Origin of the sequence: Streptomyces melanosporofaciens (genome assembly GCF_900105695.1) — a bacterium.
GTDB classification, from domain to species: Bacteria; Actinomycetota; Actinomycetes; order Streptomycetales; family Streptomycetaceae; genus Streptomyces; species Streptomyces antimycoticus.
On the sequence record NZ_FNST01000002.1, the window covers coordinates 7454958 to 7475930 of the forward strand.

General features: G+C 71.6%; 15 protein-coding genes and 2 pseudogenes. 7 read left to right on the forward strand and 10 right to left on the reverse strand.

Features of this window, described 5'->3' with window-relative positions:
* Positions 1-37: 37 nt before the first annotated feature.
* Positions 38-748 (reverse strand): M56 family metallopeptidase, encoded by a 711-nt coding sequence (locus tag BLV72_RS34720; RefSeq protein WP_342030691.1) that lies wholly within the window; start codon positions 746-748, stop codon positions 38-40.
* A 197-nt stretch (positions 749-945) separates the two neighbouring features.
* Positions 946-1314 carry a BlaI/MecI/CopY family transcriptional regulator gene (locus tag BLV72_RS34725; protein ID WP_093467340.1) on the reverse strand — a complete coding sequence of 123 codons (369 nt, stop codon included), beginning with the start codon at positions 1312-1314 and terminating at the stop codon, positions 946-948.
* A gap of 156 nt (positions 1315-1470) precedes the next feature.
* On the opposite strand from BLV72_RS34725, the pseudogene BLV72_RS34730 reads away from it, so the two are divergent.
* A pseudogene (locus BLV72_RS34730) lies at positions 1471-2004 on the forward strand (TerD family protein); the annotation flags it as partial.
* A 93-nt stretch (positions 2005-2097) separates the two neighbouring features.
* On the opposite strand, the gene BLV72_RS34735 reads toward BLV72_RS34730, so the two are convergent.
* A complete protein-coding gene (locus BLV72_RS34735; RefSeq protein ID WP_093467344.1) occupies positions 2098-2964 on the reverse strand; it encodes a hypothetical protein in 867 nt (288 codons plus the stop codon).
* Positions 2964-4231, reverse strand: a pseudogene (locus tag BLV72_RS34740) (VWA domain-containing protein). The gene BLV72_RS34735 and the pseudogene BLV72_RS34740 overlap by 1 nt, the downstream one beginning before the upstream one ends.
* 167 nt (positions 4232-4398) lie before the next feature.
* Between BLV72_RS34740 and BLV72_RS34745 the strand changes: the two are divergent.
* Together BLV72_RS34745 and BLV72_RS34750 are read left to right on the forward strand one after the other, a co-directional pair.
* Positions 4399-7203, forward strand: a complete 2805-nt coding sequence (locus BLV72_RS34745) for an alpha/beta fold hydrolase (protein ID WP_093467346.1) — start codon at positions 4399-4401, stop codon at positions 7201-7203.
* Positions 7200-8054, forward strand: a complete 855-nt coding sequence (locus BLV72_RS34750; protein WP_093467348.1) for an ABC transporter permease — start codon at positions 7200-7202, stop codon at positions 8052-8054. The genes BLV72_RS34745 and BLV72_RS34750 overlap by 4 nt, the downstream gene beginning before the upstream one ends.
* An 80-nt stretch (positions 8055-8134) precedes the next feature.
* Here the strand turns inward: BLV72_RS34750 and BLV72_RS34755 are convergent, their stop codons facing one another.
* Complete coding sequence (locus BLV72_RS34755) at positions 8135-9316, reverse strand: FAD-dependent monooxygenase (protein ID WP_093467350.1); 1182 nt, start codon at positions 9314-9316, stop codon at positions 8135-8137.
* A gap of 711 nt (positions 9317-10027) precedes the next feature.
* Here BLV72_RS34755 and BLV72_RS34760 point away from each other — a divergent pair.
* The 3 genes from BLV72_RS34760 to BLV72_RS34770 all read left to right on the forward strand — a co-directional run bounded on the left by BLV72_RS34760 (position 10028) and on the right by BLV72_RS34770 (position 14346).
* Complete coding sequence (locus tag BLV72_RS34760) at positions 10028-12322, forward strand: glycosyltransferase (protein ID WP_244321152.1); 2295 nt, start codon at positions 10028-10030, stop codon at positions 12320-12322.
* The gene (locus BLV72_RS34765) at positions 12319-13575 is read left to right on the forward strand and encodes an acyltransferase family protein (protein WP_093470723.1); all 1257 of its coding nucleotides are present in this window, start codon (positions 12319-12321) and stop codon (positions 13573-13575) included. Before BLV72_RS34760 ends, BLV72_RS34765 begins: the two co-directional genes overlap by 4 nt.
* Before the next feature lie 171 nt (positions 13576-13746).
* Positions 13747-14346: an extensin gene (locus BLV72_RS34770; protein WP_093467354.1), complete on the forward strand. Its 600-nt coding sequence runs from the start codon at positions 13747-13749 to the stop codon at positions 14344-14346.
* Between the two features lie 11 nt (positions 14347-14357).
* Here BLV72_RS34770 and BLV72_RS34775 read toward each other — a convergent pair whose 3' ends face one another.
* The 5 genes from BLV72_RS34775 to BLV72_RS34795 form a co-directional block, all read right to left on the reverse strand.
* Positions 14358-15251 carry a lysozyme gene (locus BLV72_RS34775; RefSeq protein ID WP_093467356.1) on the reverse strand — a complete coding sequence of 298 codons (894 nt, stop codon included), beginning with the start codon at positions 15249-15251 and terminating at the stop codon, positions 14358-14360.
* Between the two features lie 82 nt (positions 15252-15333).
* Entirely contained in the window at positions 15334-15981 is a 648-nt protein-coding gene (locus BLV72_RS34780) for a TetR/AcrR family transcriptional regulator (protein WP_093467358.1), read from the reverse strand.
* Between the two features lie 10 nt (positions 15982-15991).
* The gene (locus BLV72_RS34785; RefSeq protein WP_093467360.1) at positions 15992-18154 is read right to left on the reverse strand and encodes a xanthine dehydrogenase family protein molybdopterin-binding subunit; all 2163 of its coding nucleotides are present in this window, start codon (positions 18152-18154) and stop codon (positions 15992-15994) included.
* Positions 18151-19152: an FAD binding domain-containing protein gene (locus tag BLV72_RS34790; RefSeq protein WP_093467362.1), complete on the reverse strand. Its 1002-nt coding sequence runs from the start codon at positions 19150-19152 to the stop codon at positions 18151-18153. Before BLV72_RS34790 ends, BLV72_RS34785 begins: the two co-directional genes overlap by 4 nt.
* The gene (locus BLV72_RS34795; protein ID WP_093467364.1) at positions 19149-19727 is read right to left on the reverse strand and encodes a 2Fe-2S iron-sulfur cluster-binding protein; all 579 of its coding nucleotides are present in this window, start codon (positions 19725-19727) and stop codon (positions 19149-19151) included. The genes BLV72_RS34790 and BLV72_RS34795 overlap by 4 nt, the downstream gene beginning before the upstream one ends.
* Positions 19728-19778: 51 nt before the next feature.
* Here BLV72_RS34795 and BLV72_RS34800 point away from each other — a divergent pair, with 51 nt between their 5' ends.
* Positions 19779-20930, forward strand: a complete 1152-nt coding sequence (locus tag BLV72_RS34800) for an XdhC family protein (RefSeq protein ID WP_093467366.1) — start codon at positions 19779-19781, stop codon at positions 20928-20930.
* Positions 20931-20973 lie beyond the last annotated feature (43 nt).

Below are 20973 nucleotides of genomic sequence, written 5' to 3' on the forward strand. Positions count from 1 at the left end.
CGTGGCCCGGAGCGGCCACCGAGGCGCGCAGGGGCCGTTACCCCATCCCGGGGGCGCAGCCGAGCAGAGGGGGCAGCAGCGGTACGGCCACCGCGGCCGCCACCACCGCGCCGCGCAGCGCCGGATGCGGACGCCGCCGGGCCTCCAGCATCCGCCGCAGCCGGACCACCGCGTCCGGTCCGCCGAGGTTGAAGGCCCCGCCGGGAGCCTGGCCCGCCGCCAGCGCGTACAGGGCGGAGACGAGCGCTTCGCGCGGATGGCGGCGCAGCGCCCGGTCGTCCGCGGCCATCTCCAGCAGAAGTGCCGTCTGCGCCCTGGCCTCGCGCGCCAGCGGCAGCCACCGGAACACCCGGGCGAACGCCTCGGCGGCCGCCATCGCCAGATGGTGGCGGCCCGCGATATGCGCGCGCTCATGCTCCAGTACGGACTCCAGTTGCGCGGGGGAGAGCAGTCTCAGCGCGCCCGCGCTCACGACGATCCGCGGCCTGCGGCCGGGTAGGCAGTACGCCGCGGGCGTGTCATGGTCCAGCACGGTGGCGCGCCATCGCGCCGAGCGCCGCCCGACCATGTCCAGTACGCCCCGGTGGCGGGCGCGAACGCGCCGGGCCCGCAGCAGCTCATGCGCGAAGCAGGCGAACGGAAGCAGGGCCACCAAGGCCGGTACCGCGATGGCCGGAACGCCGACCGGGCCCGTGCCCGGGATACGGACGTCGAACGACAACCCACAGAACCGGAGTAAGCCGGACATTCCATTATGAAGATGCCATGTTGGGGTGACGAGGTGATAAGTGGTCAGAGCCAGCGCGATGGTGAACGACAGGACCAATCCATGCCAAACGGCAACCGCCAAACCGGGTGCGCGATGCGGCCAGGCGCTGCGCGACAGCGCCTTCGGGGCCACCGAGCCGACCACGGCGGCGTAGCAGCCCAGCGCGAGGGCGGCCGTCACGCCTGGGTCCGCCGCGCCGCGGTCCGCAAGGCTTTGCGCAGCGCGCTGACCTCCTCCGGGCCCATCTGCTCGACGAAATGGGCGAGGGCGGCGGAGCGGTCCTCGCTGGTGCCGAGCGCGTCCTCCATCAGGGCGGCGGTGTACTCCTCGCGGCTGCGGACCGGTGAGTACACCCACGCCCGGCCCTCCTTGGCGCGCAGCAGCCAGCCCTTGTTGTAGAGGATGGAAGCGACGGTCATCACCGTGGTATAGGCGACCGGGCGGTGCTCATTGATGTCGTCCACGATCTCCCGCACTGTGGTGGGACGCTGCCAAGCCCAGAGGCGGTCCATGATCTCCGCCTCGAGCTCCCCCAACCGTCGCATGGACGCTTCCTTCCGCCGTTAGTACGGAGGCCCATAGTAGAGACCCCTCGGGGAGGCCCCGCACGCGGCCGTCGGGAAATCCTCAACTCGCCCTGCCCGCGATAGGCTTGACGCCACGCGCATTCAACATCCGCACGGTTCGAGGGAAGGGAAGTCCGGGTGACTGGTCTCAACAAGGGGCTTCGGAAAATCGAGGTGGCGCTCAAGTGGGATCCGAGTCCCACCGGCGAGCCGCCCCATGATCTCGACATCGTGGCGGGGACGTACCGCGCCGCCGATCCGTACGGTGAGCCCGCGTATCTCGTCCACTTCGACAGCCGCTCACCGGACGGCACCATCAACCTCAACAGGGACAGCCGCACCGGTCAGGGCCTTGGCACCGACGAGTCCATGACCCTCGAACTCGAACGGCTGTCGTCCGAATACTCACGGGTGGTCGTCGGGATAGTCATCCAGCCGAGCTCGGGACGGAAGGCGTTCGGAGATGTGCCGAACACCAGCGTCCGGATTCTCAACGGATACACCGAGCTCATTAACAGCGACTTCACCGGTGTCGCAGAAGCCACTGCCGCCACGGTAGCGGTATTCACCCGGGACGACTCGGGGGAATGGGGAATGCAGAGCGCTATTCGTGGATTCGACACGGATCCCGAAGAGTTTGGGCGGCTCATGGGCCAGGACTATTCCTGAGGGTCCCGGCGATCGGGGTCCGGTGTGGCGCGCGGCCCGCACGGTGAAGGTGCGGGCCGCGCGCCGATTCCGGACATCGGGTCAGATATCGGGTCAGGCGTCGCTCGGCGGGCGGCCCGGGAAGCGCGGCCCCCGGGTGAGGGTGTAGCCGCCCACCCCGGCGAGCGCCGCCAGCGCCGCGCCGATCACGGTCCACACCCATCGGTCCGACCACCAGCCGGAGCCCCAGTCGTCCTCCGGCTCGGCGACCGCGTGCGGGATGCCCCCGTCCTTGTCGTCAGCGGAATCCGCGGAAGCCGAGGACGTGTCGCCCGACGGCTCGGAGTCCGTGCCCGGGGTCGTTCCGGACCGCAGCACCGGATTGAGCGGGGTCACGTCCCCGCCGTCGGCGTGCGCCCCGCCCGCGTCCGGTACGGACGCCTCCACCTCGGCGTCGATCGGCAGCCCGAGGTCCTCGGCGGGCAGATCGACGACGGTGAGCCGCACGTAATAGGCGCCCTGCAGAGGGTCGTTGGCCCAGCGCTCGGACCAGGACCGCACCTGGCGCAGAGTGCAGCTCACGGTGACCGACCCGTCCTGCTGGGCCGCCCTGCGCGCCGGGGTGCCCGAGGCGCACGGCTGGTGGCGGCGCAGACCGTCGTAGACATCGAGCTGCCAGGTGGCGCTGCCGTGCCGGCTCGAAGCGTCGGGCAGCTTCAGCTCGGCCTCGACCTTGGGTATCTGCCCGGCGGCGGCCGGGAACACCCAGTACAGATAGTCGCCGGTGGAGGCCGCCGCGGTGGCCTTCTGGCCGGGCTTGATCTCGGTGGCGGTACGGAAGTTCGTGCCCGCCTCGGTGGGTGCGCCGTCCTTCTTGCCGGCCGCGCTGTCCGTGCCGTCCGCGGCGGCGGGGACGGCGGCGGTCAGCCAGGCGGCGGCACACAGGGTGAGCGCGGCGCCCACGGTACGCAGGGCTCGCATCAGTTGGACCTCCAGACGGTGACACGCCAGCGGGCCAGCCAGCCCCACAGCAACCCCGCGAGCAGCCCGCCCACGGTGAGCACACCCAGCAGCATCCAGCCGCGGCCCAGGCCGAAGGCGGCCACATCGGCGGGCGGATCGTCGTTGCCGACCACATCGACGGCGAGCTCCACCGGAAGGCCCGGAGCGCGCTTGACGGAAGCGGGCGCGGAGAAGGACTGGCTCAGCTCCAGGCAGACCGTCCGCGCGGTCTCGTCCTCGTCGTCGTCCACATCGGCGACCGGATAGCGCAGCCCGCTGGAGAGGACGTCCGTACGGCCGCTGCCCGCCTCGCTGCCGCGCACCAGCTCCCGGCCGCCCGGGGTCATCGCCCGCAGCAGCACCCCGTAGTCCGGGTCGACGGCGCGGTCCACGGCCACGCTCGCCGAGGCCCGCAGCTCCTGACCGGGCGCCACGCGCATCCGGTACCAGCGGTGTTCGCCGAAGCTCTCCCGGTCGCTGTAAAGGCCGGAGCCCAGGTACGGGGCCTTCGCGCACTGTGCGGCGCCCCGCACCGGCGTGGGCGTCTGCACGGGGGTGTCGGCGGAGCGCCGGACCAGCTGCTTGATACGGCTGGAGAGCTGGTCCCGGTGCTGGATCGCGGTATACGTGCCACCGGTGGCCTCGGCGATGCAGCTGAGCTGCTCGCGGACCTTGCGGTCCAGCGTCAGCCCGAGCGTGTCGACGACCAGGTGGGTTCCCTGGGCGGCCAGCTCACGGGCCACATCACACGGGTCGGGCTGACCGCAGGAGTCCTCGCCGTCCGTGATCAGCACGATCCGGCGCGTTCCGTCGCCGCTGGAGAGGTCCTTGGACGCGCCGCGCAGCGCGAGCCCGATGGGCGTCCAGCCGGTGGGGCGCAGGGTGGCGACGGCCGCCTTGGCCTCGGTGCGGTCCACCTGGCCCACCGGGTAGAGCTGCTCGCTGTCCCGGCAGCCGGCCACGCGGTCCTTGCCCGGGTAATTGGCGCCGAGGGTGCGGATGCCCAGCCGCACCTCCTCGGGAGTGGCGTCCAGCACCTCGTTGAACGCCTGTTTCGCTGCCGCCATCCGGGTGTCGCCGTCGACGTCGCGGGCCCGCATGGAGCCGCTGACATCGAGCACCAGTTCGACCTTCGGGAATCGGAAGCCGGTTCGCCGGCCATGGCGGCGGGAGGGGATATCAGACCGCAGGCGAGGGCCGCGAGCAGCCCCAACGCGCCTGTCGCCAGACGTTTCTTTATGATCACCGGCGCATCTTATGGAGCTTCACCTGACGGGTCCAAAAGCCCGGCCGCCGCGGCCGGGGGCATACCGCGCCGGGTGTACGGGAGGTGTCCGGGTACTCCCCGGGAGGGGACGAGAATCCGTCTGGTGTCAGCTCCGGCGTTTGCGTCCTCCTCTTAGGGTTGCGGGTATGGATCTCCGAAAGACCCGGCTGCGGGGCCGGCGCCTGGCCGCCGCCGTGGCCGCCGCGGCCGTCCTCGCGGGCGCGGGCACCTGGGCGGCCGCCGCCTCCGACGACCGGCCGGCCGTGCACCGCCAGGACCGCGTGCTGGACATGCCGGGGGCGCGCATCGACACCTCGTACTTCACCTCGGGCTCCGGCCGAAGGCCCGCGGTCCTGCTCGCCCACGGCTTCGGGGGCAGCAAGGACGACGTACGCGACCGGGCCGAGGAACTGGCCCGCGACGGATACGCCGTGCTCACCTGGTCGGCGCGTGGATTCGGCAGATCCACGGGGAAGATCGGGCTGAACGACCCGGACCATGAGGTGGCCGATGCCCGGCGGCTGATCGACTGGCTGGCGAAACGCCCCGAAGTGCGGCTCGACGGCCAGGGCGACCCCCGGGTGGGCGTCGCCGGCGCCTCCTACGGTGGGGCGATCTCCCTGCTCGCGGCCGGATACGACCGCCGGGTGGACGCCATCGCGCCCGAGATCACCTACTGGAACCTCGCCGACGCGCTCTTCCCGAACGGTGTCTACAAAAAGCTCTGGGCCGGGTTGTTCTTCACCACCGGCTCGGCCGACCTCTCCCAGGCCCAGGGAGACCAGGAGGACGCGAACGGCGGGAGAGGAGCGGGCGGCGGCATGGGCCAGTCGGGCCCGGGAGGCGCGAACGGCGGGGCGGGCCAGGGAGTCCGGGCGGACCCCGGAGACACGAACGGCGCAGGGGACGAGAGCGGCGGGAAGCCCTTGGGAGGCCGGGGCTGCGGTCGCTTCGAGAAGCGGCTGTGCGAGATGTACGAGCGGGTCGCGGTTGCCGGAGCGCCCGACGCCGCCGCCCGCCGGCTGCTCGAGGCCCGCAGCCCGTCCGCCGTCGCCGACCGGATCAAGGTCCCCACGCTGATCCTCCAGGGACAGGTCGACTCCCTCTTCCCCCTCGGCCAGGCCGATGAGATGGCGAAGTCGATCCGGGCCACCGGGGCGCCGGTCGCCGTCGACTGGACGGCCGGCGGACATGACGGCGGCGACCGCGAGACCTCGCGCGTGGCGGCGCGCACCCACGCCTGGTTCGACCGCTACCTCAAGGGCGACAAGGGCACCGACACCGGGCCCGCCTTCCGGATCAGCCGCACCGGCGGCATCGACACCACCAACGGCGCGGTCCAGCTGCGCGGCGCCGACGGCGACCGCTACCCGGGCCTGGGCGACGGCACCCGGAAGGTGGCACTGCCCGGACGCGAGCAGTCGTTCGCCAACCCGCCCGGGGCGGGGCCGCCCTCCATCTCCACGGTGCCGGGCGTGGCCGGGCTGTCCCAGGCGTCCTCGCTCGGCGTCGGCCTCTCTCTCGACGTCCCGGGCCAGTTCGCGCGGTTCGACTCGGCGCGGCTGGACCGGCCCCTGCGCATCACCGGATCGCCCGAGGTGAAGGTGCGGGTCAAGGCCGACACGGACGACGCCGTCCTGTTCGCCAAGGTCTACGACGTGGGACCGGACGGCCGGCAGGTGCTGCCCGAGCAACTGGTCACACCGCTGCGCGTCACCGGCGCGAAGCAGGGCCGTACCGTCACCGTCCGGCTGCCCGCCGTCGACCACGAGCTCATCGCGGGCCATCGGCTGCGGCTCGTCCTCGCCTCCACCGATCTCGGCTACGCCTCCCCGACCGAGCCCGCCACCTACACGGTCGGGCTCGTGGACGGCGGCCTGACGGTTCCCACCGCACCCGCGGTGCACACCCAGCCCGCCCCGCTGCCCGCCTGGGTGTGGGGGCTGCCGCTCGCCGCGGCCGTGGTGGCGCTCGCGCTGGTGGTGACCGGCAGGCGGCGTACGGCCACTCCCGCGCCCGATCCCGAACTGGCCGAGGTGCCCCTGCAGATCACCGGTCTCAGCAAGCGCTACGCCAAGTCCGCCGATCGCTACGCGGTACGCGAGCTGTCCTTCCGCGTCGAGAAGGGGCAGGTGCTCGGGCTGCTCGGGCCCAACGGCGCGGGCAAGACCACCACCTTGCGCATGCTGATGGGGCTCATCGCCCCCGACGAGGGCGAGATCCGTGTCTTCGGTCAGGCCATCAGGCCCGGCGCGCCCGTGCTCTCCCGCGTCGGCGCCTTCGTCGAGGGGGCGGGCTTCCTGCCGCATCTGACCGGCAGCGCCAACCTGGAGCTGTACTGGCGGGCCACCGGCCGCCCCGCCGCCGACGCCCATATCGAGGAGGCGCTGGAGATCGCGGGCCTGGGCAGCGCGCTGGAGCGTGCGGTGCGCACCTACTCCCAGGGCATGCGGCAGCGGCTGGCCATCGCCCAGGCCATGCTGGGCCTGCCCGATCTGCTGATCCTCGACGAACCGACCAACGGCCTCGACCCGCCGCAGATCCGCGAGATGCGCGAGGTGATGATCCGGTACGCCGCCGAGGGGCGCACCGTGATCGTCTCCAGCCATCTCCTGGCCGAGGTCGAGCAGTCCTGCACCCATCTGGTCGTCATGGACCGCGGCCGGCTCATCCAGGCGGGCCCGGTCGGCGAGATCACCGGCAACGGCGGCAGTGTGCTGGTGGGCCACGACGGCGAGCTGAGCGACGTCCACGTCGACAAGGTGAACGCGCTGCCCGGTATCGCCTCCGCCGCCCGCACCGCCGACGGACTGCTCGTCCAGCTCGACGGGACCACCCCGGCGCGGCTGCTCGCCGAACTGGTGCGGCTGGAGATTCCGGTGACCAGCTTCGGGCCCAACCGGCGCCTGGAAGACGCCTTCTTGACGCTGATTGCAGGAGGATCCGCGTGAGCTCCCTGTCCCAGGTCGCGCCCGGCTACCGGGCCCATCACACCCTGCCGCTGCGGGTCGAGGCCGTACGGCAGCTGCGCCGCCGCCGGACCCTGGTCATGGGGCTGGTGCTGGCGCTGCTGCCGTTCGTCCTCGTCGCCGCGTTCGCCATCGGCGGCACCCCCGAGGGGCGGGAGGACCGGGTCACCCTGATGACCACGGCCACCGCCTCCGGAGCCAACCTCGCCGCCACCGCGCTGTTCGTCTCGGCCGCCTTTTTGCTGGTGGTGCCGGTGGCGCTGTTCTGCGGTGACACCGTGGCCTCCGAGGCCAGCTGGTCCTCGCTGCGCTATCTGCTGGCCGCGCCCGTGCCCCGGGCCCGGCTGCTGGGGAGCAAGCTGGTGGTGGCCCTCGCGTTCAGCGCCGCCGCCATGGTGCTGCTGCCGCTGGTCGCGCTCGCGGTGGGCACCGCCGCATACGGCTGGGGGCCGCTGCAGATGCCCACGGGCGGTGAACTGCCGATCGGGGACGCCCTCGTCCGGCTCGCCCTCGTGGTGCTGTACATCTTCCTGTCCCAGCTGGTCACGGCCGCCCTCGCGTTCTGGCTCTCGACCGTCACCGACGCGCCGCTGGGCGCGGTGGGCGGCGCGGTGGGGCTCACCATCGTGGGCAATGTGCTGGACGCGGTCACAGCGCTCGGCTCCTGGCGCGACTTCCTGCCCGCGCACTGGCAGTTCGCGTGGGCGGACGCACTCCAGCCCCATATGGAATGGGGCGGAATGGTGAAGGGCGTCTCGGTGTCCGTCGCCTATGCGCTGGTGCTCCTCGCGTTCGCCTTCCGTGGCTTCGGCCGCAAGGACGTGGTGTCCTAGCCGGCCACGGGGCCACGGGGCCACGGGGCCATGAGGCCACGGGGACACGAGACCACGTCCACGGCCGTCGGGCGGCCCGGTCAGTAGTCCTTGAGGGTGTAGGAGTTGACCACCTCGTAGAAGCCGTCACCGATATGGGTCGGGTTGGTGTCGGACTCCTGCCCGGGCGAGGCGGTCTCCGCGTCCTTCCGTGCCTTGTGGTCCAGCGCGATCTGCTGGTTGGCCGCCACATAGCCCCGCAGCTCGCGCTCGTAGGCCGCGAAGGCCGCGGTGTGGTCGCCGCCTGCGGCCTTCAGCTCGCCCGCCAGGACATAGGCGCCGACCATGGCCACGCTGGTGCTCTGCCCTGACATCGGCGAGCCGCAGTAACCGGCGTCGCCGACCAGGGCCACCCGGCCACGGGACCAGGTGTCCATATGGATCTGGGCCGACACGTCGAGGTGGAAGTCGGGCGCCCCCCACATGTACTCCAGCAGCCGTGGCACCTCCCAGCGCGCGTCCTTGTGCCGCTCGGCCACCAGCCGTTTCTGATCCGAGACGGTCCGGGAGCCGAGGAACTGGGCGGGCGGTTCGTCCGAGTCGATGCCGACGTAGACCCGGATCTCGGCGTTCTCGCGGACACTCATCACCATGCCGCCCCAGACGTCGCCGGGCATCTGGTAGATGACCTCCCAGCGGTCGAGGCCCAGATAGTTCGGCGCCGTCCACACGCCCAGATAACCCCCCATATGGTGCAGGAATTGCTCCTCCGGGCCGAAGACCAGCGCCCGGGTGGACGAGTGCACCCCGTCGGCCGCCACCACGATGTCGAAGGCGCGCGAACCGCCCCGGTGGAAGGTGACCGCCACTTCATCGAGGCCCTGCGCGAGCGAGGCGATCGAATCGTTGAAGAGGTACTCGATCCCGTCGCCCCCCGCGGCCATCAGGACCGAGGACAGATCGTCCCGGAGAATCTCGACGTCGGGCCTGTCGAAATCTCCGCCAGTCATGGTGCGCTCGGTGGTGCTGAACAGCTCCTTTCCGTCGCCGTCGACCATCGACATACCGCGCAGCCCGGTGCGCTGCGCCCGGATCTCCTCCAGCACACCCATGCGCGCGCACACCTCCAGCGCCGGGCCTCGTACGTCGATCGCCTGCCCGCCCGGGCGCGGGCCCGCGGCGCGCTCCACCACGGTGACCTGGCAGCCATAGCGGTCCAGCCAGTAGGCGAGGGCGGGCCCGGCGATACTGGCGCCGGAAATCAGGACCCGGGTTTTGTGCATGGTGTTGTCCCTTCCGAATTCAACCACCGAATGTGGTGCCTGGAAAAAGACTGGCCGCAGGTACCGACACCGCACCGACGTGGCGTCGACGCCGGGTGGATGACCCGCCGACGCCCCACCGACGCCGCACCGACAGGGCTCCGACACCCCGCCGCCGTGCGGAAGTTGGGACAGGGGGCGATCGACCGTCGGCGCGCGGAACTCTCTCATCGGTTAATGAGAGTGTTACTTCGATGTGTTGTGTGGTTCCGTAGTGATCGATGAGACTAAGGATTCCGACCGGTCAGCCCAAAAGATCGGTCGACCCGCACTGGTGACGTTCGGTCCGCCCCCCACGATCCGAACAGGATGGGACCTTATGCGCAATTCGCTGGAGCACGTTCGCGTGTCCCCCGCCGCCGTCGCGTCCGTCTGCCCGAGACCCCGCCGGAGACCTCACCTCTCCCCGCGCGGATCGGCCACGGTCGCGGCGTAGCCGCCTCTCACCACTCACCGAACGGCGGATCGCCCCGGCCTTCCCGGCGCCGCCGTCCTCCGGCCTGCCCGTGGACGCATGCCCATGTCGGCATGCCCGCGGGCCACGTGGTCTGCCCTGACCCCGGCCGGAATGTCCGCGCGCCCACGGCCCGTTCGGTGACGCACGTCTTCCAGAAAGGAACCACTCAGGTGCTTACTTCGCACCACCCACGATCACGCGAATACCAGCAACCCGTGCCCGCCGCTCGCGGCGATGTGGCGGAACCGAGCGGGCGGGTGCTGGCGGTCGGCACACCGGGCCCCAGACTCGATCAGCTGACCCGGACACTCGTCTCGACCGGGCATGAGGTGAGCCATGCGGCGCCCGGCGACGTCAGCCGTCAGATGCGGCAATCCCCTCCGGACGCGATCGTCGCCCTGGACGACGCCCACGACGGACTGGACCTGATACGCGAGGTCCGCGCCGTGCCCGCGGGACGGGCACTTCCCCTGCTCGTGGTCACCTCCGACCCCGGCCCCGTCGGCGTCGCCGACATGCTGCGCGGCGGCGCCGACGACTGCGTACCGGACAGCTCCGACCCCGTCGAGCTCTCCGCCCGGATCGAGGCCAAGCTGCGCCGGGTCCCGGTCCCCGTCGAGAATCTGCTGCTCGACCCGCGCACCGGTCTGTACTCCCAGCCCCACTTCCTGGGCGAACTCGACCGGGAGCTCAAGCGGGTCGACGACAGCCGCGTCGGCGGTGTCGTCGCCATGGTCGGCGTCGCCGAGATAGCCGCCCTCGAAGCCCGGCTGGGGCCGCGGGTGCGCCGTGAGGTCGCCGAACGCCTCGCCGGAGTGGCGGAGAAGCTGGGCGGCGTCTGCGACCGGCTCGGCTGGGACGACGAAGGCCATCTGCTGATGCTGATGCCCGGGGTGGACGAGGACACCGCGCGCGACGAACTGCAGAAGTTCGCCAACGCCGTGGCCGGGACCCGCTTCGTGGTCGCCGACGAGAACGTACGGCTGACCCCGGCGATCGGATGGACCCCACTGGCCGACTGCCCGGACCGCGCCCAGGCCGTCGCCAACTCCCGCAACGCGGTCGAGGAATCGATCCGCCACCGGGATCTGCGGCCGGTCAAGTACGCGGCGTGGATGCGCGGCAGCCACCGCCGCCGTCGCCGCCCGCTGGCCACCGCGCTCCGCGCCCTGCTGTCGGCGCTCTCGCCCATCCTGGTGCTTCTCTTCGGCGTGGGCATCCCGTTCGTCTTCTACCAGCAGATGTACGAACTGGGCTGGGACGTCGGCTCGGCCGCCTACTGGGTCGTGGTGTCCGGGCTGGTGCTCTCCGCCGCGATGATCGTGCTGGAGTGCCTCTTCTCGCTCGACGCCAAACCCCGGCCCGAACGGCCCGCCCAGCCGTATCCGCCGGCCAGCGCGGTCATCGCCGCATATCTGCCCAATGAGGCCGCGACCATCGTCGACACCATCGAGTCCTTTCTGCGCCTGGACTACCCCAACGAGCTGGAGATCGTGCTCGCGTACAACACGCCGCACCCCATGCCCGTCGAGGAGACCCTGCGGGAGATGGCCCGCCGCGACCCGCGGCTGGTGCTGATGCCGGTGGCGGGCAGCACCTCCAAGGCGCAGAACGTCAACGCCGCGGTGACCCGGGTGCGCGGTGAGTTCGTGGGCATCTTCGACGCGGACCACCACCCGGTGCCCGACGCCTTCCAGCACGCCTGGCACTGGCTCTCAAACGGCTACGACGTGGTCCAGGGCCACTGTGTGATCCGCAACGGCGAGAGCTCCTGGGTCTCCAAGTTGGTGGGCGTGGAGTTCGAGGCCATCTACGCCGTCAGCCACCCCGGCCGGACCCGGCTCTACACCTTCGGTGTCTTCGGCGGCTCCAACGGCTTCTGGCGCACCGATCTGCTCGCCCGCACCCGGATGCACGGCACGATGCTCACCGAGGACATCGACTCCTCGATGCGCGCCCTGCACGAGGGCGCCCGGATCGCCACCGACCGCACGCTCATCTCGCGCGAACTGGCGCCCACCACTCTCAAGGCGCTGTGGAACCAGCGGTCGCGCTGGGCCCAGGGCTGGCTCCAGGTGTCGCTGAAGTATCTGTGGCGCGGACTGCGCTCCCCGGCCTTCACCGCCCGCCAGAAGGCGGGACTGGTGGTGCTGCTGGGCTGGCGTGAGATCCAGCCGTGGCTGACCCTGCAGATCCTGCCGGTGCTGCTGTACTCGGCGTGGCGGGCGGGCGGCGTGGACCAGCTCGACTGGGCGGTGCCGGTCTGCCTGCTGGCCACCTTGTTCACCCTGTCCGCCGGGCTGGTCCAGGCGCTGTTCGCATGGCGGCTCGCCGTGCCCGAACTGCGCCGCCGCAGGGCGTGGTTCTGGCGGTATCTGGTGGTGTCCACCTTCTTCTACAGCCACTTCAAGAACATCGTGGCCCGTCAGTCGCTCCTCAAGGAGGTGCTGCGGGACCGCCAGTGGCGGGTCACCCCGCGACCCGGCGAGAAGGCGGTGAAGCGGACATGAGCACGGTGTCCACGACCCTCACCCCCGCGCCCGCCACCGTTCGCCGGCCGGTCAACGGCACGCCCGCCAAGGGCGCGCCCTCCCGGAACCGGAGGAACGCGGAGATCCAGGGCTTCCGGGGCATGGCGGCGCTCCTCACGGTCGTCTTCCACGTCTGGCAGCAGTACTTCACCTACGACCGGGACGGCGCCCACTCACCGGTGCCCAACCGGTACGCGAACGCGCTGGTGTCGCTGGAGGTCATCGACTTCTTCTTCGTCCTGTCCGCGTATCTGCTGACACTGTCCTACGCACGGGCGGCGATCGACGGGGGCTCGACCCGCCCCGGGCGGGTGTTCCTCTTCCGGCGCGCCATCCGGATCATCCCGCTGTACTTCCTGGCTGTCCTGTGCGTGTGGGCCACCCGCAATCCCACCCTGCCCGGCGAGTGGTCGGACCTGGTGCACCATCTCACCTTCACTCAGGTCTTCGACCAGGAGCAGATCTTCTACACCATCGGCCCCACCTGGTCGTTGTCGCTGGAAATCATGTTCTATCTGGCGCTGGTGGGACTCGGCCCCCTGGCCGCCCGCGCCTGCCGTCCGCTGCGCAAGCGGGCCTCCCGGGTGGCGGTGTGCGCGGCCGGATGCGCCCTGCTGTACATCGGGCCGTTCATCTGGATCGCGGTCGCCCGCTATGTGCTGGAGATCCCGCACACCGAATGGCCGGTGTACTTCGGACCGCAGGCCCGCTTCGGAGGATTCGCGGCGGGCATGGGCCTGGCCGTGATGATGGTCGCCCTCGGCGACCGGGGCCGGCTCCACGCGAAGGTGGCGATCCCGCTGCGGGTGGCCGCCCTCCTGGGGCTGTATCTGCTGTCCTGGTCCGGTACGGAGGCGGAGGACTTCCCCACCACCTTCTACCATCCGCTGTCCGCCCTGCTGTGGATGCTGCTGCTGTACAGCACCATCCATGTGCGGCGGCAGGGACGGTGGCACCGGTGGCTCACGGTCCGCTGGCTCACCGGCGCCGGGCTGGCCAGCTACAGCCTCTTCGTCTGGCATGAGCCGATCATGCTGGGCCTGTACAACGCCGGGCTGCTGCCCCCCGACGGTCAGGCGGGCTTCCCGCCGGCCGTGGTCATCGTGCTGGTGGTGGCCGTGGCCGCCGCCGCGGTGAGCTACTGGCTCATCGAGTATCCGGCGAGCCTGCTCGGCAAGCTCAAGGACGGTCAGGGCCGTTCACGCGACTTCTATCCGGAGGCCGCGCGCTAGCCATGGACAAACGTTCCCCGGTGTGCGGGTGGCCGTACACCGGGGGGCCATGGTTATCATCTGGCTCATTCTTTACTCTGTAACACGTATGCGTCGGACATCAGTTCCTCTCGGAACCGGGCCTTCCGGTGCACTGCACCCAACCCATGTCATAACGGGGAGACCAGCGAAATGGGTCGACACAGCCGACCGACCGCCGCTCAGCAGGCGCGTACCACGACGCTCAAGGCGGCTACCGCCCTCGGAGTGGCCGGAACCATAGCCTTCGGCCTCCACTCGATGGCCGCAGACGGTGACAAGTCCGTGCAGGCCAGCTCCGATGTGAACACCCAGCAGGAGCAGGCGCCGCACATCGACCCCGCCGTCGGCCACTCGCCCTCGCAGAGCCATGTCTCGCCCAGCGAGTCCACGAAGCCGAAGCTGATCTCCGACGACACGGACGCCGCCACTCCCGGTGGCGGGGCGACGGACCGGAGCGCCGGCGCGCAGCGGCCCACCACCCCGGCCACCCCCGACGCGGCGCCCTCCAAGGCCGCGACCCACGCGGCCCCCACCCCGGCGCAGCGGGACGACCAGGTCCCCTCGGAGCCCTCCTCGCCCAGCGAGACGACCCCGAGCGCCGATCCGACCACCCCCTCGCAGCAGCCCAGCCAGCCGCCGCAGTCCACCCCCGGCGGGGACGGTCACCACGGCAAGGGGCTGGTGGGCGGTCTGGTGGACGGTGTCGGGGACACGCTCGACGGAGTGCTCGGCGGTGTGCTCGGCGGCTGAGCGCCGCCGCCTCACCCCGTGGCCAGCGCCTTGAGACCGGCCAGGCTTCCGTTGAACCTGTTGTGGTCGCCCACCAGCGGTCCGGTGGAGGTGTACTGCCACAGGGTGTGGGTGTCCCAGCCGGCCGGCAGGGCCCCGGGGGTGGCGGCGTACCGCGCCAGCCACAGTGGGTTCCGCTCGGCGAAGGCGGCGCTGTTCCCGGTGCACGTCTTCCACCAGCCGGTGGCCGTGTAGATCACCGGCTGGCGTCCGGTGCGCTCCTTGATCCGCGCGGTGAAGTCGCCGATCCAGTCCACGATCTGGGATGCGGTCAAGCCGTAGCAGGTTGCTCCGTACGGGTTGTACTCGAGGTCCAGGACGGGCGGCAGCGTCTTGCCGTCGTCGGACCAGTCGCCTCCGTTGCGCACGAAGAAGTCGGCCTGGCGGGTGCCGCTGGAACGATCCGGCAGGGCGAAGTGGTAGGCGCCGCGGATCATGCCCTGCTGGAAGGAGCCGTTGTACTGCGCGGCGAACGAGGGGTTCTTGTAGGTCGTGCTCTCGGTGGCCTTCACATAGGCGAATCGGACGTTGTCGTCCCACAGGGCCGCCCAGTCGACCGAACCCTGATGGTCGCTGACATCCACACCCTCCACCGAGCCCGCTCTGGTGGCCCTGGGTGCGGCGCCGGGGTCGGACTTCTCGTGGCGGGCGATCGTCGAGCCCATCCAGTCCCGCTCGGGGTGCGGGACGGATGCGGGGGCCGGGTCGGTACCGGCGTCGTGGTCGGGGTCGGCCGCCCCGGCCATGGCCGGGGCGAGGGTGGCGAGGACGGCGGCGGTGACCGCCACCCCCAGTGCGCCGATGGCGTGCGGCGAGCGCAGACGCGAAGGGGCCCGGTGGGCGCCCTTACCGGATTTCAGGGACATCTGTTCCTCCGATCCGTTCCGCAACGACGGTATGCGCGCCGAACGAAGAACGTGAAGCGGAACGGGAAATTCTGTCCCTCCGTCAGCGGTCCCGTGCCACCTCGCCGACGTGCCCCGAAGGCACGCCGTAGCCCGCTACCAGCGCCCGGGCGGCCTGGGTCGCACGGGTGGCGACCCCCTCGACCACGTCCTTGGGATCGCCGAACTTCCCTTCCAGCAATTGGGCGACGTACCCCCGGGCGAGTGCATGCAGCGCGTCGAGCAGCGCCACGGCCGTCGCCGGTCCCTCACCCGGAGCGATTACCTCGAACGCGCTCGGCAGCAGCAGATCGACGAACTCCCTGGTGCTGTCCCGTAGCTCCGGATGGGTGGCCCGCAACCCCGGGGCGAACAGAATGTCCAGCCCGCCGCGGTAGCGGGCGGCCGCGCGCACGAAGGTGCCCGCCACCGTCGCCAGCCGCTCCTGAGCGGAGCCGGTCCCGGCCGCGGTCTCCAGGTAGATGGCCCGCAGCCGCCGCGAGACCTCCAGCGCGGCGGCCGCGAGCAGCGCGTCACGGTCGGCGAAATGGCGGTACGGGGCACCGGGGCTGACACAGGTGCGGCGCGCGGCCTCCGCGACGGAGAAACCGCGCACCCCGACCTCGTCGATGATCTCCAGGGTCGCCTCCACCAGCGCGGCGGCCAGGTCGCCGTGGTGGTAGGTGGCGCGTCCCTTCGGGGTGGGTGCCATTCGGGTGACCCTACCCGACCCCAGGCTCCGGCTCGCTGGCCTCTGGCCTGCGCTTTTCGGCGAACCGGGCCACCCGGAGCGCCTCCCGCGAGCGCTCGATGCGGATCGGCAGATCCCGCACCCGCTCGCCGGTGGCATGGTGGAAGGCGTTGCCGATGGCGGCCGCCGCGCCCACGATGCCCAGTTCGCCGATGCCCTTGGCACCCACCGGGTTGGAGGTGTTGTCAGTTTCCTCCAGGCACACCACGTCCAGCCGCGGGACATCGGCGTGGGCGGCGATGTGATAGCCCGCGAAGTCATGGTTGGCGAAGTCGCCGAAGACCGGATCGACCTCGCCGATCTCCAGCAGCGCCATCGACAGACCCATCGTCATGGCTCCCAGGAACTGCGAGCGCGCGGTGTGCGGATTGACGATCCGCCCGGCCGCGAACACGCCCAGCATTCGGTCCACCCGGACCTCACCGGTGTCGCCGTCCACCCGCACCTGGGCGAACTGCGCCCCGAAGGTGTGCCGCGACAGATCCGCCCGCTGCCCCAGGTCCTCGGTGGTGTCGGCCACCACCTCGAGACCGCCGTCCGGGACCACACCCGCGTAGACGTCCAGCTCCTTCAGCAGCGCACGGCACGCCTTGTCCACCGCCCAGCCCCAGGAGGCGGTGCCCAGCGAACCGCCCGCGAACGGCGCCATGCCCAGCGACGCGCGGCCGATCTCCAGCCGCAGCCGCGACACCGGAATGCCCAGCGCGTCCGCCGCCACCTGGGTGAGGGCGGTGCGGGCACCCGTGCCGAGGTCGGCCGCGCCGACGCGCACCCGGAACGTCCCGTCCTCCTCGGCGCGCGCCACCGCGGAGGAGGGGAAGGTGTAGTCCGGGTGGTGCGAGGCGGCCACACCGGTGCCGACCAGCCAGCGCCCCTCGCGCCGAGTCCCCGGTGTCGGATCGCGGTGCTCCCAGCCGAAGCGCGCCGCGCCCTCGCGCAGGCAGGCGACCAGGTTGCGGCTGCTGAACGGCTTACCGCTCTCCGGGTCGGTCTCCGGCTCGTTGCGGATCCGCAGCTCGATCGGGTCCATGCCCAGCGCCTCGGCCAGTTCGTCGACGGCCGACTCCAGCGCGAACATCCCCGGAGTGTGGCCGGGCGCGCGGAACCAGGCGGGCGTCATCACATCCAGCGGCGCCACCTTCACCGTCGTACGGGCGTTGGGCGCCGCGTACATCATCCGCGTCGAGGACACCGTCTGGTCGGCGAACGGCACCAGCGCCGAGCGCTGCTGCACCGACTCGTGCTGGATCACCGTCAGCCGGCCGTCGCGCCCGGCACCCAGCCGCACCCGCTGGATGGTGGGGGAGCGGTAGGGGATCAGCTGGAACATCTGCTGCCGGGTCAGGGCGATCTTCACCGGCCGTCCGACGGCCCGTGCGGCCAGCGCCGCCAGCACCGTCGGCGAGCGCGGAATGCCCTTGGACCCGAAGCCCCCGCCGATGTACTCGGCGACGACCTCGACCGCACTCAGCTCGATCCCGAACAGCGCGGACAGCAGCTGCGCGCTCATGTACGGGCCCTGGTCGGAGTTGAACAGCGTCAGCCGGTCCTCGTCCCACACCGCGATGGTGGCATGCGGCTCCATCGGGCTCACATGCTCGACCGGGGTGGTGTACGTCCGGTCCACCCGCACCGGGGCGTCGGCCCACGCCGCGTCGGCGTCACCGCGCTCGACCAGGCCGGCACTGCCGTCGGTCACCGTCTCGGCGATCTCCAGCCGCTCGTCGTCGGCGCGCAGCACCACATCGTGCGGCTCCCGCTCATAGCTCACCCGGACCGCCGCCGCACCCTCGCGCGCCGCCTCCAGCGAGGTGGCCACCACGGCGGCCACCATCTGGCCGTGGTAGGCCACCTGAGGGGACTGCAGCACGAAGAGGTCCGCGCTCGCCTCCGCCTCGGCGTTCAGCCGCGGGGCGTTGGTGTGGTCGAGCACCGTCAGCACACCGGGCAGGGCCAGCGCCGGGGCGGGATCCACCTCCGTCACCCGGCCGCGGGCGATGGTCGCCTGCACCGGCCACACGTAGCCGACGCCCTGGGTCGGGAACTCATAGGCGTAGCGCGCCGCGCCGGTCACCTTGTCCAGGCCGTCGACCCGGGTCATCGGGGCGCCGACGCATCGCTCGACGGTGGTCATGCGCGATCCTTCCTCGCGACGAGGTCGCGGACGCCCGCGACGATCAGATCAACGGCCAGGTCGACCTTGAAGGCGTTGTCCGGCAGCGGCCGTGCCTCGGCCAGCTCGGCCCCGGCCGCCTCCCGCAGCGTGTCCTCGTCCGGCCGGCCGCCGCGCAGCCGCTCCTCGGCGATCCGGGCCCGCCACGGCCGGGGCGCCACCCCGCCGAGCGCGATCCGCACGTCCCGGAGCGAGCCGTCCTCGGCCACGGAGACCGCGGTGGCGGCGCTCACCAGCGCGAAGGCGTACGACCAGCGGTCACGCACCTTGCGGTAGCGCATCCGGGCACCTGGCGGCGGCGCAGGCAGCTCCACGGCGGTGATGAGGTCGCCGTGGTCCAGGACGGTCTCCCGGTGCGGTGTGTCGCCGGGCAGCAGATACAGCTCCGCCACCGGAACGGTGCGCGAGCCGCCGTCCACGGACCGCAGATGCGCCACCGCGTCGAGCGCCACCAGTGCCACCGCCATGTCGGAGGGGTGGGAGGCCACGCAGTGGTCGGAGGTGCCCAGCACGGCCAGATCGCGGTGCGCACCCTGGATCGCCGGGCACCCGGAGCCCGGTTCGCGCTTGTTGCACGGCTTGGTCACATCCTGGAAGTACCCGCAACGGGTGCGTTGCAGCAGATTGCCGCCCACCGTGGCGACCGTGCGCAGCTGCCCGGACGCCCCGGCCAGCAGCGCCTGGGACAGCAGCGGGAAGCGCTCGCGGATGCCCGGATCGCCCGCCAGAGCGCCGTTGCGCACGGTGGCGCCGATGAGCACGGAGCCGTCGTCGCGGTGCTCGATCCGGTTGTACGGCAGCCGGGAGACGTCGATGAGCAGCCCGGGGCCGGTGACGCCGAGCTTCATCAGATCCACCAGATTGGTGCCCCCGCCGAGATAGGTGGCATCCGGGCGCTCGGCGATCAGCGAGGCCGCCTCGTCGGCGTCGCCCGCGCGGGCGTAGGCGAACTCCTTCATCGGGCGCCCCCGACCGTGGCGGTGTCCTGGGCGCCCGCGGCCTCCAGCACGGCCTCCACGATGCCGTTGTACGCACCGCAGCGGCACAGATTGCCGCTCATGCGCTCGCGCACCTCCCGCGCGTCCAGCTCCGCGACATCGGCCACCCCGGCGGCGGTGTCCTCGGTGACATGGCTGGGCCAGCCGCGCCCGGCCTCGCCCAGCGCCCCGATGGCGGAACAGATCTGGCCCGGGGTGCAGTAGCCGCACTGCAGCCCGTCGTGGTCGAGGAAGGCGCGCTGCACCGGGTGCAGCTCCCCGCCGTCCGACAGAGCCGCCACGCCCTCGATGGAAACGATCTCCCGCTCCTCGGCGGTCACCGCGAACACCAGGCAGCTGTTCACCCGCTCACCGTCGACCAGCACCGTGCAGGCCCCGCACTGACCGTGGTCGCAGCCCTTCTTGGTGCCCGTGAGCGCCAGCCGCTCGCGCAACACATCGAGCAGGGTCGTCCGGTTGTCGATGGTCATGGGGTGGGACGTGCCGTTGATCCGCAAGGTGATGTCGCTACTCGGTGAGTGATGTGAGAGGCTCATACATTGAATGTATCAACCTCTTACATGGGTCGGCGAGGAGATTTGGATTCCATGCGAGACGTCGTAGCGCAGATGCACCGATGGTGGGGCGAGGGCGAGCCGTTCGCCCGTGCCACGGTGGTGGCGACCTGGCACTCCTCCCCGCTGCCGCCCGGGACGAGCATGCTGGTCGGGCCCGATGGCGCCGCGATCGGCAGTGTCTCCGGCGGCTGTGTCGAGGGCGCCGTCTACGAACTGGCGCAGGAGGTGACCGACAGCGGCAGGCCCGTGCTGGAGCGCTACGGCGTCAGCGACGACGACGCCTTCGCGGTCGGGCTGACCTGCGGCGGAATCATCGATGTGTATGTGGAGCGGGTCGACCCCGAAGGCTTCCCCGAACTGGGCGAGGTGGCCACGGCGGTGGCCGCGGGGGAGCCGGTGGCCGAGGTGATCTGCGTGGCCGTCGACGGGCCCGACCCGGAGGGGCGGCTGGGCCGACGGCTGGTCGTACGGCCCGAGGGCACCTCGGGCTCCCTCGGCTCCGCGCGGCTGGACGCGGCCATCGCCGAGGACGCGCGCGGACTGCTGGCCGGCGGGCGCACCGAGACCCTGCGCTACGGCTACGACGGCACGCGCATGGACGAGGAGCTCACCCTGTTCGTCTCCGTCCACGCCACCCCGCCGAGGATGCTGGTCTTCGGCGCCGTCGACTTCGCGGCGGCCATGGCCCGGATCGGCGCGTACCTCGGCTATCACGTCACCGTGTGCGACGCGCGGCCGGTCTTCGCCACCGCGCGCCGTTTCCCCGAGGCACACGAGGTGGTGACCGACTGGCCGCACCGCTATCTGCGCACCGAGGCGGAGGCGGGCCGGATCGACGAACGCACGGTGGTCTGTGTGCTCACCCACGATCCGAAGTTCGATGTGCCACTGCTGGACGTCGCCCTGCGCCTGCCGATGGCCTACGTCGGCGCCATGGGCTCCCGCCGCACCCACGACGACCGGCTCCGCCGGCTGCGCGCCACCGGCCTCGGCGAGGAGGCGCTGGCCCGCCTGGCCTCGCCGATCGGCCTGGACCTCGGCGCCCGCACTCCGGAGGAGACCGCGATCAGCATCGCGGCCGAGATCATCGCCGACCGCGGGGGCGGCAGCGGCACCCGGCTGACCTCCCTGAGCGGCAGCATCCACCGCCCGCGGTCGATGCGGCCCGCGGCCGGAGACTGAGCCGGGGCCACGGCGCGGGCCGGGGGTCGTCACAATGGTTCCC